The organism is Mesorhizobium sp. Root695 (genome assembly GCF_001428185.1).
In the GTDB taxonomy this organism is placed as follows: Bacteria; Pseudomonadota; Alphaproteobacteria; order Rhizobiales; family Rhizobiaceae; genus Mesorhizobium.
In genome coordinates, this window is record NZ_LMHO01000009.1 from 100,860 (window position 1) to 114,641 (window position 13,782).

The window sequence follows — 13,782 nt, forward strand, 5'->3', positions numbered from 1 at the left end:
TGAGCGGGCAGTCGTAGCGGCAAAAGCTGCGTCGGTCAGCGCCGACACGATGTGCACACCATTCGGAGCTGTGCTCTGTCAGAAATTCAGCAAAATGAAGGGCCCACTTTGCGGGCCCCTCTTTTGCAAGCCTGAAGACGCGGCCTCACAGCTTGACTGCGGCTTCCCGCGCCCACAGCCGCAGACCCCTGCAACTTTGAATGAAATCCGTGGCACTCGCCTTGTCAGCCAGCGGCAGCATTCCCTCGTCAGCCCCGGGCTCGACGCCCGCTTTGGCCAGAAGCGGCACGGCGCCGGGCGTGAAGCCGATGAACTTGCAATGGGAAAAGGCATCCGCCACGAAATCGCGAGCCGCTGCTTCGCCGGCCAGCAGATTGGCACTCTCTTCGGTGAGCAGGATGGCGACCGCGTCAAACAATACCGATGGGCCGCCATCGATCATATGCTTAGCCACAATCTTGGTGCCATCGCTGGCCACCGCGCCGCCGACCTTTGCCGCGATAACTTCCATGGCGGCCCCCTCATTCTCAATGGCAGCCTGCAAGGCTTTGAAGAGACCGGCGTCCGTGCCGGTGCCGATCAGGACGCCAACCTTGCGGCCAGCAAAGCTCTCCGGGCCATTGGCAATGATGCTCAGCGCTGGCGAGGGCTCGAGATCCGTGCGCGGCGATACAGCGGCGTCGGCCGGCTTCGGCATCTCGGTGATGCCAAGCTTGTCGGCGACCGTGACAGCCAGTCCCTCATCGATGTTCAGCAAGTGCGCGATCATCCGCTCGCGGATGGCTGGGGTTTCAACCTTGCTCAGTTCAAAGGTCAAGGCCTGAGCGATGTGGCGTTGCTCGGGTGGGGTCTGGCTGTTGAAGAACTGAGCGGCCTGGCTGTAGTGGTCGGCGAAACTTTCGGGCCGCAGCCGGACCTTCTGGCCATCCTCCCCGTCAGCGAAGGAACGGAACCCACGGTCAGGGGATTCGCGCGGGCCGACGCCGAATGAATTCGGCTGGTAGTTGGCTCGTCCAACCGGATTGCGCATCGCCATATGGCCGTCCTGCTGGAAATGATGGAATGGGCATTTCGGCGCGTTGATCGGCAGATGCGTGAAATTGGGGCTGCCCAGGCGTTTCAGCTGTGTGTCGAGGTAGGAGAAGTTGCGGCCCTGCAGCAGCGGATCGTTGCTGAAGTCGATACCAGGCGGAACATTCTGGGTCATGAACGCGACCTGTTCGGTCTCGGCAAAGAAATTGTCCGGCATCCGGTCGAGAACAAGACGCCCGACAGGTATCGGCGGCAGGATCTCCTCCGGAATCATCTTGGTCGGATCAAGGATGTCGAAGTCGAAATTGTCGGCAAACTCCTGGTCGAACAATTGCAGGCATAACTCCCATTCGGGGAAATCGCCTGATTGGATGGCATTCCAGAGGTCCCTGCGATGAAAGTCGGGATCGGCGCCATTGATCTTGACCGCTTCGTTCCACACGACTGATTGCATGCCAAGCTTGGGCTTCCAGATGAATTTCACGAAGGTCGATTCATCGGCCTCATTGACGAGCCGGAAGGTGTGTACGCCGAACCCTTGCATGAAGCGGAAAGAGCGCGGGATGGCGCGATCCGACATCACCCACATGATCATGTGCATCGATTCCGGCGTCAGGCTGATAAAGTCCCAGAACGTGTCGTGCGCGGACTGCGCTTGCGGGAAGTCACGGTCAGGCTCCGGCTTGACCGAATGGATTACATGGGAAACTTGATCGCGTCCTGAATGAAGAACACCGGGATATTGTTTCCCACGATATCCCAGTTGCCCTCTTTGGTATAAAGCTTCACGGCAAATCCCCGGACGTCGCGGGCAAGGTCGAATGACCCCTTGCTGCCGGCCACCGTCGAGAACCGCACGAATGCCGGCGTTTTTTCTCCAGCTCGCTGGAAGATGTCGGCGCGCGTATATTTTGCGAGCGACTCGTAGGTTTCGAAAAAGCCGTGGGCGCCATAGCCACGCGCATGCACTACCCTCTCAGGAATGCGCTCATGGTCAAAGTGGAAAATCTTCTCGCGGAAATGAAAATCCTCGATCAGCGTGGGACCACGTGCGCCGATCTTGAGCGTGTTCTGGTCATCTGAGACCGGCCCGCCCTGGGCTGTTGTCAGGACGTCAGTCTCGCCCTCCGCAACTTGATGCAATTCTCCTCCCTGGCCTCTGACCAAGGTCAAGTCGTGGACGGTGGCGGACGATGCGTTGGCTTCGACTGCTGGCTCACGCGGCATAGTCCTCTCCTTTGAAATGCTTGAGAATGACGGGCTCAAATTTCGGACTGAGGTCGTTGATCCAGCTCGGCGGCGGCGCGTTGCAAGTCGGAAAAATCGACCGTGGCGACGATGTCACCGCGACGGTCACGCGCCCTGACGGCCCAGCCCACCGGTGCTTCACCCCGAGACAGGGCGTCTTTCCACAAATCCTCCGCCGAGCGCCTGCATTCGTCGCGCACCGCGTCCAGATCGGGAAAGACCACGCCACTCACGTCACGGATCTCCCCATTGTCATGATACTCAAGCCGATACTCATCGCCCGCATCGGCTATCCGCTGTTCGCCAGAATTCTCTTCGTCGACACCAAATTTGGCGGCATGCAAAAGCATGATTTTGGATTTTTCGATCAGCTCTTCAGGGGATAAAACCGCCGGTTGCGCGACAGTGACGAGTATATTGTCACCACCCTCGCCGCGGAATTCCACCACGTTGTTGGCAACGACGATTTCCAAAACCTCCATACCTATGCTCCCTTCACATCTGGTCGTTGTAAGGCTGTTTGGTGATCCCGACCTGCTTGGCCAACTCTGAAAACGGCGGCACGCCGGCCTCGAACTGGCTCGTGTTCGCGAGTTGCAGAAGTCGCAAAGGGAAGCAGACGGCATCGCGATTTGCCGGTGACATGTCCTCGAACAGGCGCTCGTCGCCGGTGAACGACGCTTCCGCGGTTTTCAAGGCCCTATCGATATCATCGATCGAGAGGAGTGCCTTCCGCACCAGGGCATTGTTGACCGCTGCGACCGCCATCAGCAGCCCCTCCAGCTGTAGGTTGGCGACGTTCATCGATTTTCTCCATCACACGCTTCCGATGGTCGGCGGACCAACGGGTCTGCAAGCTGGACGCGCCAGCGGGGAATCTCCTTCGGGACGTTGGACAACTTTCCACACGAGACGAGGTTCCAGAGCCGCCATGCAATCCCGAAGCGGCCGACGCAACGCTTCTCCGACGTCAGGAATCGGTGGCAAAAGTTGAGGAAAATGAAGTCGGTCCATGCGTGGAACCGTCAGGCAGATCCCAAGTTTCATATTGCCGGGAAACGTCGATTGGCCTGCCTTTCGCATTGTCGAGCATGTCGCGGCCGGCAAGTCATCCGTGCCGGCGAAGGGAAGACGCCGTGGGCCAGGTGGCGTTGCTTGGGCGTCCACGGCAAATGAGAGCGAGAGCAACTGAAATCTCGCTTTGGCAATCGAGGCAGGAAATGACGTCGAACACGAGAACAGCCACTATCAAGCCGTATAAAGGGCCCGCGGGTGGGTGGGGCTCAGCTAAATCCGTGGCTGGTGTTCTCCTAAAAGAACATGTTCCCTTGAAAGGGAGCCGATTGCTGTCGACGCAGAACAAGCCCGAAGGCTATATGTGCGTGAGCTGCGCCTGGGCAAAGCCGGCGCAGCCGCATCCGCTCGAATTCTGTGAGAACGGCGCCAAGGCGACAGCTTGGGAAACCACGTCGCGACGTGCAGGCCCGGCGTTCTTTGACAAGCACACGCTGAGCGAACTTGAGCGATGGTCGGATCACGATCTCGAAGAGGAGGGTCGGCTGACGCACCCCATGCGCTGGGACGCTGCCAGCGACAAATATGTGCCGGTTGAATGGCCCGCTGCATTCGAAGAGATCGGCAGGGAGTTGCGCGCTCTGGACCCGCATCAGACCGATCTTTACACATCCGGGCGGGCGTCACTCGAGGCGAGCTACATGTACCAGCTGTTCGCGCGGATGTACGGCTCCAACAACATGCCCGACAGCTCGAACATGTGCCATGAAAGCTCCTCCGTTGCGCTTCCCGAGAGCATCGGCGCATCGGTCGGCACCGCCATTTTGTCCGATTTCGAGAACACGGACTGTATATTCTACATTGGCCAGAATGTCGGGACATCCTCGCCACGCCTGCTTCATGATCTGCAGGACGCAGTCAACCGAGGCGTGAAGATCGTTACTTTCAACCTGCTGCGGGAGCGCGGGCTGGAGCGCTTCGTCAATCCACAATCACCCGTCCAGATGCTGACCGGGAAAGAGACACCGATTTCGTCGGAATATTATCAGGTCAACAACGGCGGCGATATCGCAGCGTTGTTCGGCGTCTGCAAGGCTCTCATCGAAGCAGACGACGCTCTGAAGGCCTCCGGTCAAAACCCTGTCGCCGGACGCGATGCGACGCCAAAAGATCCGGACAACGCAGCCATGATTGCCTTTGCGGCATCGATGGCATCCGCTGCCAAGAAGCACGTTCTCGATCACGACTTCATCAAGGAACACACGACCGGCTTCGAGGAATTCGCAGCAGCTGCGCGCGCCCACCAATGGGACGAGCTTGAGCGTGTATCGGGGCTGACACGCGCCGAAATGAAGAAGGCCGCCGCCACCTATGCCAACTCAAACGCAGTCATGATGGTCTACGGCATGGGCCTGACACAACAGCTCATGGGCGTCGAGAACGTTCACATGGTCTGCAACCTCGCGCTGCTGCGCGGCAACATCGGCAAGCCCGGGGCAAATATTTGCGCGGTTCGCGGTCACTCCAACGTGCAGGGCCAGCGCACCGTCGGGATTACGGAGAAGCCAGGCCTGGCGCCCCTCGACAAACTTTCCGAGCTCTATGGCTTTGAGCCGCCGCAATGGACCGGTCGCTCGACGGTGGAAACGTGCGAAGCGATTATGACGGGTCAGTCCCGTGCGTTTATCAGCCTTGGCGGCAATTTCCTCAGAGCGGTGCCAGACACCGCCGCCATGGAAGAGGGATGGCGCAAACTTCGTTTGAGCGTTCAGATAGCCACCAAACTCAACCGCAGCCATGTCCTGCATGGAGAGGTCGCATATCTGCTGCCGTGCCTTGGCCGCATCGAACTCGACCAGCAGGCGAGTGGGCCGCAAGCGGTGTCCATGGAAAGCTCGATCGCTCATTTCCATGGCTCGCGGGGCAAGACCAAACCGGCGAGCTCTGAACTTCTCTCCGAACCAGCCATTATTGCCGGCATTGCCAAGGCTACGCTTGGGCAAAACAAGGTTCCATGGGACGCCTGGGTTGGCGACTACGCCGAGATCCGCAATGCTATTGAGCGGACCTACCCCGAGACTTTCAAGGATTTCAATGGACGGCTTTTCAAGCCCGGCGGATTCGCGAGACCGCTGCCGGCGCGCGAGCGCAAATGGGTGACGAAAACGGGGAAGGCGAACTTTATCACGCCGGACAAGCTTTTCCCCGACTTTTCAACCGCCGACAGAGCAGATGTTTTGCATCTCGCTACGCTGCGCTCCAACGACCAGTTCAACACAACCATCTACGGCTACAGTGACCGCTTCCGTGGCGTTGAAGGCACGCGCCGGATTGTATTCATGAATGCACAAGACATCGCTCGCCTGGGCTTCGTCGACGGTGACATCGTCGACATGACGACAGCAATCGATGGCAACAGCGTTCGCAGCGTCGGTGGCCTCAGGATCGTCCGGTACAACATTCCCAAGGGCTGTTGTGCGGCTTACTATCCTGAGACAAATCCGCTGTTTCCCTTGGCGCATCACGATCCAAAGTCCAAGACCCCTTCGTACAAACTTTTGCCAGTGCGTTTGAGCCGATCAACCCTGTCCCAGGATGGTTGAGTCCCTTGTAGGCGAATGATGAAGAGGGAGATGAGCTACTCGAATGGCGCCTTTGCGGCTGCGGCGATAGCGCTCGGCATCGCCAGCGCCACCTTGGGATGGCTTCGCGAGCCCCGAGAGCTTCGGCTGGATCCGCCTGTCGCGTCTGATCTTGATAGATTTCGGCTGATGCCAAATGGCATCAGCGGAACGCCGCCCGAGAGTTATTTTGCGTCGGGCAAGCCATACGAAACGGACGCCTACAATTTAAGCCAGGGCAAGCGTCTTTACGCCTGGTTCGGCTGCCCGGCATGCCATGGTGATGGTCGCGGCGGCGATGGTCCGTCGTTCCTGGACGGCTGGTGGCTGTACGGGCCCGAGATCGTGTCCATTGTTGCGTCCGTCAGGGACGGCCGGCCGCATGGGATGCCGGCCTTTCGCGACCGGATGACGACCGAGCAGATATGGCAGCTCGCCGGCTATGTTCAAACGATTGGCGCTTATAAGCCCAAAGTTGCGGCGCCCAGTCGCAACGATGACAAACACACCCGCCCTGCCGAAAATCGTGGTCCGGCAAAAATCCTCTTCGACCAGGGGCCGGCGGGGGTTCACCCTGACCAGGGGCCATCGCCTTGAGAGCCGCGCGCGTCATCGCGTTGTGGGCCGCTACGATCGCGTGCGGCTGCAGCGGAAACCAGTCCGCGCTCGACCCCTCTGGCGCGCCCGCGCTCCATATCGAACACCTGATTATCGGCATCGTGGCCCTGTGCTCGGTAATCTGGCTTGCTGTGATGCTCGTGCTTGGTGGCGCACTGTGGCGCAGACGCCAGCAGGACGAAACGGAAATCCGGCAACGGCGGCTGACTGTGGTCGTAACTGCGGCAGTGGCCGCGACCGCCATTATGATTGCCGGCATGACGGTTGCCAGCTTCTACACCACCCGCAGCATCGGCCTTCCGGAAAAAGCCTCTATAACGATCACTGTAAGAGGGCAGCAATGGTGGTGGCAGGTAATCTACGCCGGTTCCTCCGAAACACCTGGCTTTCAGACCGCCAACGAAATTCACATCCCTGTTGGTCAGGATGTTCATGTTCGGCTTGAAAGCGCTGATGTCATCCACTCTTTTTGGATCCCCAGTCTTGCCGGCAAGCAGGATCTTGTCCCGGGGCGCTCCAACAGCCTGCTGCTGCGGGCCGAGAAGCCGGGTGTCTATCGCGGTCAGTGCGCCGAATTCTGCGGACTGCAGCACAGCCATATGGCGGTGATGGTCATCGCCGAGGCGCCAGCCGACTACGCACGCTGGATCGCGTCACAGAGTGCTGATGCAAATCCGACGACGGGTCCTGACGTCGCCGCCGGACGCGCGGCTTTTCTGGCAAAGCCGTGCGCCGCCTGCCACACCATTCGGGGCACAGCCGCCAACGGCACCACCGGACCTGACCTTACCCATGTCGGCAGTCGTCAAACAATCGCGGCCGGCCTCGTCGAGACCACGCGCGGTTCAATGGCCGCATGGATCGCCGATCCGCAGACGCTGAAGCCCGGAAACAACATGCCGATGGTGCCGCTGACCAGTATCGAGCTCCAGGATATCTCGGCCTATATGGAGAGCCTGAAATGACCCGCTCGAAGGATGATGGGCTCAGGGACACGGCATTAAGCGATAAGGAGCTCACGCAGGCCCTCGCCTCGACCTGGTCAGCGCAGCCGGGGCTGTGGGGCGCCCTGTCGACAGTGGATCACAAGGTGATCGGCCGACGCTATATCGCGACAGCTTTTGTTTTCCTGGCGCTTGGCGGGGTGCTGTCGCTGCTGATGCGGCTGCAACTGTCGCAGCCTGAAGCCAGGTTCATCGGACCCGATCGCTACAACCAGATTTTCACCATGCACGGTTCGAACATGATGTTCCTGTTCGCCGTCCCCGTCATGCAGGCGATGGCCGTCTACCTCGTGCCTTTGATGGTGGGGACACGCAACATCGCCTTCCCGCGCCTCAACGCATTTTCCTACTGGATCTATGTCGCGGGCGGCCTGCTCTTGTGGATTGCCTTCATCGTCGACACCGGCCCGGACGTCGGATGGTTCGCTTACGTGCCCTTGTCGGGGCCGCAATATGGCGTGGGGAAACGCGCCGATATCTGGGCACAGATGATCACCTTCACCGAGGTTTCCGCCCTCGCCATCGCCGTCGAGATCGTTGTGACCGTGTTCAAGCAGCGCGCGCCGGGGATGTCGCTCGACAGGATTCCGTTATTTGTCTGGTCGATGCTGGTGACGTCGTTTCTTATCATTCTGGCCATGCCGGCGATCATGATCGCAAGCACAAGCCTTATCCTCGATCGCCTTGTCGGCACGCACTTCTTCAACCCTGCCGAAGGCGGCGATGTGTTGCTGTGGCAGCATCTGTTCTGGTTCTTCGGTCATCCCGAGGTCTACATAATCTTCCTGCCGGCAGTGGGCATGGTGTCGACCATTGTAGCGACGTTTACGCGTCGGCCAGTGTTTGGCTACCTGGCGATGGTTATGGCCTTGGTGGCGACGGGGGTCCTCGCCTTCGGCCTTTGGGTCCATCATATGTTCGTTGCTGGTCTTCCACGACTGGGAGAGAGCTTTTTCACCGCCTCCAGCATGGCGATTGCAGTCCCGGCCGGATTGCAGATTTTCTGCTGGCTTGCCACCATCTGGGCGGGAAAGCCGATCTTCAAAACGCCGTTCCTGTTCGTCATCGGCTTCATGGTGATCTTCGCGATTGGCGGCCTCACCGGCGTCATGGTGGCCTCCGTTCCGTTCGATACCCAGGTCCATGACACCTATTTCGTTGTCGCCCATTTCCATTATGTCCTGGTCGGCGGCGCGGTTTTTCCGCTGCTCGGCGCGATTTATTACTGGTTCCCGAAGCTGACGGGCAAAATGATGAGCGAGACCCTTGGCCGCTGGGTCTTCGGCCTGATCTTTGTCGGCTTCAACCTGACGTTTTTTCCCATGCACATCCTGGGTCTTCAAGGCATGCCGCGTCGCATCTACACCTATCAGCCCGAGATGCCTTGGGCCGGCCTCAACATGTTCATTAGCCTTAGCGCAATCGTCCTGGCCGCTGGCTTCCTTCTGTTTTTCATCGATGCCATCCGCAGTGCCAGGTCAGGCGCCGTCGCGAGTGCTAACCCCTGGGGAGCCTCTACGCTTGAATGGGCGACGGCGTCGCCGCCGCAACCTTACAATTTTGCCAGGCTACCCGTGGTCGGCAGCAGTGAACCCCTGTGGGCGGAGGAGGCCGCCCCGCCCGTCGCCGCCGGCTTGCGGGTCGACCGTCGTGAGCTTTTGATCACCAGCGTCGTTGAGGGCATTCCGGAAGCGCGGGAATCATCGGTCGGCAATTCTATCTGGCCGCTTTGGGCAGCGCTTGCGACCACCTTGACGCTGGTCTGGTCCATATTCAGCCCATGGGCGGTTGTCTGGGGTTCCATCCCGGTAGCGGTCTCACTGATAGGCTGGTTCTGGCCCAAGGGCGTGCCGGAGGACGAGTCATGAAAGAAAACATCGTGCTCGATCTGACCGAGCTCCCAGCGCATGGCCTTGGCACCGCAAGCCCGTCATGGTGGGGAACGCTCGCTTTCATGCTCATCGAAGGGACCGGCTTTGCGCTCTCGATCGTGATCTATCTCTACCTGATGAGCCTGGCGCCGCGATGGCCATTGGGCGCCCCGCCGCCGGATCTGTTCGCCGGCACGGCCCTGACGGCCCTTCTGCTGGCAAGCGTTGTTCCCAACATCCTCGTCGCACGCTGGGCGCGCGAGCAGGATCTGCAAAAAGTTCGCCTCGGATTGATCGTCATGGCCGTACTGGGAATAGTGCCTCTGGTCCTGCGTGTCTTCGAGTTTCCGGCGATGCATATTAAGTGGGATCAAAACGCATACGGGTCGATTGTATGGGTCATGCTTGGCCTCCACACCACCCACATCCTGACGGATGGGATCGAGACGCTGGTGCTCGCCTGCCTGATGTTTTCCCGGCATGGCGACACGCCGCGCCGGTTCGGAGATGTCAGCGACAATGCGATGTACTGGAACTTCGTGGTTGCGACGTGGTTGCCCATGTACGCCTGCCTCTATTGGATACCTCGGCTTTGAGAAAAACATGGCTGCAATGGACCGGAGTTGGTGTCGCGCCGCTAGGCTGGGCGCTCAGCACCCAACTTGGCCAAATCATGCCCTACATTGACTGCCGACAGAATAGTTCGTGGAGCGCCGTCCTCTGCGGGGTTCTTCTGGTTGTTTCGATCGCTGGCCTAACTGCAGCGCGTGCGGCTTCACACGGGACAGTCCAGACAAGGCGCTTTATTGTTGACGCGGGATTTCTGATCGCGCTGGCATTTGTCTTTGCCCTGGTGTTGCAGGAGGCAGCCACGATGCTGCTGGACGCATGCCAACGCTGATCTGCGCCCTGATCTGCGGTATGATGGCCTGGCCGGCCATGGCGCATGGCGACGATGCGCATGGCTTGGAGCCTGCCTGGACTTTCGATCCGTGGATGGTGGTGCCACTCGGGACGCTGGCAGTTCTGTATTGCGTGGGAGCGGCAAGACTGGCCCGACGCACAAGGCGGCCCGGGGGTATGTACCACCGCATCTGCCTTTACAGCGCTGGAATGCTCACTCTGGCTGGTGCGCTGCTATCCCCTCTTCACTGGCTTGGCGAACACCTCTTTACCTTTCACATGATCGAGCACGAGATCGTCATGGCTGTATCGGCCCCTTTGATCGTGTTGGCGCGGCCGATTGGAATCCTGCTGTGGGGATTGCCCGCCAGGGCCCGTATGGCGGCGGGAATGCTGATGCGGGCGCCTCTATTGCGCGTGCTGTGGGACAGGAGCACAGGCGCGACCAGCGCAACCATCTTGCATGGCGTTGCAATCTGGGCCTGGCACGTGCCGATAGTCTTCGACGCCGCCGTTACAAACCCCGCAGTGCATCGCTTTCAGCACCTCACTTTCTTCGCCACGGCGATCTTGTTTTGGTGGGCGCTTGTTTGGCGAAGCGATTACGGCTCGGCTGCCTGGCATCTGTTTTTCACTATGATCCACACAAGCGTTCTGGGCGCATTGATGGCTCTCGCTCCCCGCGTCTTGTACGCCGCGCAGACGCAAGCCGCGATGGCATGGGGCTTGACGCCGCTTGAAGACCAACAACTGGCAGGCATGATCATGTGGATCCCCGCCGGCACCGTCTATGCAGGTGCGGCACTGACGATGCTGGCGCTTTGGATCAGAGGCTCGAGCGAGAGAAAGGCGCAAAATGTCTAGTCCGCTCGCATCAGCCCCCGGCGGGGTCGCCATGGCCACGGTGTTTATCGTCGTGGCTTCCGCCGCGTTTGTCACGACCAGTGTCGTGCGTCACAACCATACCAGAGCTGCCATTGCCAGGGTGATGACCGGGGGCGATCCCGGTCGAGCGCCGGCGATCTTTCGTCGCTATGGCTGCGCCGGATGTCACACGATCTCCGGGATTCCTGGGGCGGACGGCCAGACTGGGGCGCCACTGACGGAACTGTCGAAGCGCGTTTATATCGCGGGTGTCCTGGAAAACCGTCCAGACAATCTGGTCGCCTGGATCGTTTCGCCGCAGCGCTTCTCCCCGCAAACGGCCATGCCGCAATCGGGGATTTCTGAACAGGAAGCGCGGGATCTTGCAGCGTATCTTTATGCCCAATGAAGCTATGGGTGTGGGGTCGCGACCGGCGGAAGCCCTTTGATGTAGTGCGCGATCGCCTCGCGGTCGCCTTCAGGCAGCATGGCGGTATTCGTCACCACGTCGGCCATGGACGATCCCACCCGGCCGTGGTTGGGCGTCTCTCCGGTTCTAAGCATCGTGGCAATATCGGTCTCGGTCCAAGCCACCAATCGTTCCTGCGTAATGTTGGGCACGAACCCGGTGCCTTGCGGGTCGATGCCGCCGGCAAACAGCGTATCGGACCGGATTGCTCCAAACGCATTTCGGCTGGAGTGGCATTCCGCGCAATGAGAAACGGTTTCGACGAGGTATGGGCCACGATCAGGCATCGTCTTGCCGTGTGCGTTCGCAGCCGACCGGCCCTGGCGGAAAAACATCAGCTTCCAAAATCCGACGGACCGGCGAATGCTGAACAGGATTGCGGGATCGTGCGGCGGCGCACGTCCAGACACTTTTGGCAGCGTCATGAGATAGGCGTAGACATCGTTGATGTCGGCGACGGTCATGCCGGTGAAGCTGGTGTATGGGAAGGACGGGTAATAGTGTTCACGCCTGGGAGACACTCCACCGATCAGCGCATTTGCCAGATCGGCGGCGCTCCATTTGCCTATACCGTCAACGGGATCAGGGGAAATGTTGGGCGGCCTGAAAGTGCCGAACGGCGACCCAAGCGCCATGCCACCGCCCAGTTGTAGTCGATCTGACTGTCCGGGGGTAGCGTGGCAGGAGGCGCAGTCCCCCGCCGCGAAGACCAGCTTGCCGCGGCCCACATCCCCTTTCACTTCGAATCGCGGATCGTCTGGCGAGAACGGCGGGCGAGCCGAGGTCACCAAGAACGCGGCGATCGCAGCAGCCGCTGCGGTCAGGAGAATGGCGACAGCAACTTTGTATGCAATGCGCCCCATGGCGTCCCTAAACTTCGATGTCTCTATATGGGGTCACGCGAATATAGGGTCACGCGACACCCTTGCCGCCAGTGACGCCATAAACTTCGCCATTTATGAAACTGGCTTCCCGCGAGGCCAGCAGCACATAGACGGGCGCTAGCTCGACCGGCTGTCCAGGACGGCCGAAATCGCTGTCCTCACCGAAATGCTTGACCTTTTCATCTGGCTGACCGCCGCTTGGCTGCAGCACTGTCCAGACAGGCCCGGGAGCCACGACATTGGCCCGAATGCCCCGCTTGATCAATTGCTTGGCGAGCGCCTTGGTATAAGCGACAATGCCGGCTTTGGTGGTGGCATAGTCGAGCAGGATCGCCGAAGGCTCGTAGGCCTGGATCGATGCCGTGGTGATGATGGAGGCGCCGGCAGGGAGATGCGGCGCGGCTGCTTGAGCGATCCAATGAAGTGCGTACAGATTCGTTTTCATGGTCTTGTCGAAGTCATCTGTCGTCAACTCATCAATGCTCTCGCGATATTGCTGCCTCCCGGCATTGATCACAAGCAGATCGAGGCCACCGAGGGCGGAGACAGCTTTGTCTACCAAACCCCGACACCAAGCCTCGTCCTTGATGTCGCCAGGCAGCGCCAGCGCCTTGCTGCCCGCGGCTTCGATAAGGTGGATGACCTCCTTGGCATCCGCCCCCTCTTCCGCGAGGTAAGAAATGGCTACATCCGCTCCTTCCCGCGCAAAGGCTATAGCGACGGCCCTCCCTATCCCGGAATCGCCCCCTGTCACGAGCGCCTTGCGCCCAGCTAGCTTACCAGAGCCCCGATAGCTTTCCTCGCCGTGATCCGGCACCGGATCCATATTTCCGGCAAGGCCAGGAGTGGTCTGCGGCTGTTTTGGAAAAGGCGGCGCGGGATACTCCTGACGCGGATCCCGAAGTAATGCACGATCATTCACCGTGAAGCCTCCATATCCTCGTTGACCTTGCCGCAACGCGAGGAGAAACCCTTTGTTCCGCTGAGAGTCTGGTTAGAAAAACAGTCGCCGCGCAGCAGAAGTCATCTCCCGCCCAATAGTTGCGTCGGCCTCGGAACGCGACAAAGCCGCAAAGGTTGACATCAGCTGGCGTGGCATCAGATTCGCTTCGGTCTACTGCGCAAAGGAACACACAAAGTTGCTCCATGTCGTAACATGGCAGGAAGCTTCATCTCGGGCGGTTCGCACTCATGCAAGATGGAATTCCCCGTCGCAGCCCTCAACGTTGCGCAATCGAAGTAAGTTTCCATCGA

11 protein-coding genes and 1 pseudogene are annotated in these 13,782 nt (G+C 59.8%); 7 read left to right on the forward strand and 5 right to left on the reverse strand.

Annotation, left to right across the window (positions count from 1 at the left end):
• Positions 1 to 145 precede the first annotated feature (145 nt).
• From ASD99_RS10965 to ASD99_RS10975, 3 genes and pseudogenes are all read right to left on the reverse strand, one after another.
• Positions 146 to 2,259: pseudogene (locus ASD99_RS10965) on the reverse strand (catalase).
• 35 nt (positions 2,260 to 2,294) lie between these two features.
• On the reverse strand, positions 2,295 to 2,762 hold the full coding sequence (locus ASD99_RS10970) for a DUF6894 family protein (RefSeq protein ID WP_057143612.1): 468 nt from the start codon (positions 2,760 to 2,762) through the stop codon (positions 2,295 to 2,297).
• A 13-nt stretch (positions 2,763 to 2,775) separates the two neighbouring features.
• Positions 2,776 to 3,084, reverse strand: a complete 309-nt coding sequence (locus tag ASD99_RS10975; protein ID WP_057143614.1) for a hypothetical protein — start codon at positions 3,082 to 3,084, stop codon at positions 2,776 to 2,778.
• A gap of 416 nt (positions 3,085 to 3,500) precedes the next feature.
• Between ASD99_RS10975 and ASD99_RS10980 the strand changes: the two genes are divergently transcribed.
• The 7 genes from ASD99_RS10980 (at position 3,501) to ASD99_RS11015 (ending at position 11,584) form a co-directional block, all read left to right on the forward strand.
• A complete protein-coding gene (locus ASD99_RS10980) occupies positions 3,501 to 5,897 on the forward strand; it encodes an FdhF/YdeP family oxidoreductase (RefSeq protein ID WP_057143616.1) in 2,397 nt (798 codons plus the stop codon).
• Positions 5,898 to 5,927: 30 nt separating this feature from the next.
• Positions 5,928 to 6,512 (forward strand): c-type cytochrome, encoded by a 585-nt coding sequence (locus ASD99_RS10985; protein WP_082583247.1) that lies wholly within the window; start codon positions 5,928 to 5,930, stop codon positions 6,510 to 6,512.
• Positions 6,509 to 7,498: a cytochrome c oxidase subunit II gene (coxB, locus tag ASD99_RS10990; protein ID WP_057143618.1), complete on the forward strand. Its 990-nt coding sequence runs from the start codon at positions 6,509 to 6,511 to the stop codon at positions 7,496 to 7,498. Before ASD99_RS10985 ends, coxB begins: the two co-directional genes overlap by 4 nt.
• Positions 7,495 to 9,405 carry a cytochrome c oxidase subunit I gene (gene ctaD / locus ASD99_RS10995; RefSeq protein ID WP_057143620.1) on the forward strand — a complete coding sequence of 637 codons (1,911 nt, stop codon included), beginning with the start codon at positions 7,495 to 7,497 and terminating at the stop codon, positions 9,403 to 9,405. Before coxB ends, ctaD begins: the two co-directional genes overlap by 4 nt.
• Positions 9,402 to 10,004 (forward strand): heme-copper oxidase subunit III, encoded by a 603-nt coding sequence (locus tag ASD99_RS11000; protein ID WP_057143622.1) that lies wholly within the window; start codon positions 9,402 to 9,404, stop codon positions 10,002 to 10,004. The genes ctaD and ASD99_RS11000 overlap by 4 nt, the downstream gene beginning before the upstream one ends.
• Positions 10,005 to 10,296: 292 nt before the next feature.
• On the forward strand, positions 10,297 to 11,175 hold the full coding sequence (locus ASD99_RS11010) for a cytochrome c oxidase assembly protein (protein ID WP_057143626.1): 879 nt from the start codon (positions 10,297 to 10,299) through the stop codon (positions 11,173 to 11,175).
• Positions 11,176 to 11,206: 31 nt separating this feature from the next.
• Entirely contained in the window at positions 11,207 to 11,584 is a 378-nt protein-coding gene (locus ASD99_RS11015; RefSeq protein WP_082583248.1) for a c-type cytochrome, read from the forward strand.
• Between the two features lie 2 nt (positions 11,585 to 11,586).
• Here ASD99_RS11015 and ASD99_RS11020 read toward each other — a convergent pair whose 3' ends face one another.
• Positions 11,587 to 12,507, reverse strand: a complete 921-nt coding sequence (locus ASD99_RS11020; protein WP_057143629.1) for a c-type cytochrome — start codon at positions 12,505 to 12,507, stop codon at positions 11,587 to 11,589.
• 49 nt (positions 12,508 to 12,556) lie between these two features.
• On the reverse strand, positions 12,557 to 13,450 hold the full coding sequence (locus ASD99_RS11025; protein ID WP_057143631.1) for an SDR family oxidoreductase: 894 nt from the start codon (positions 13,448 to 13,450) through the stop codon (positions 12,557 to 12,559).
• Positions 13,451 to 13,782: the final 332 nt, after the last annotated feature.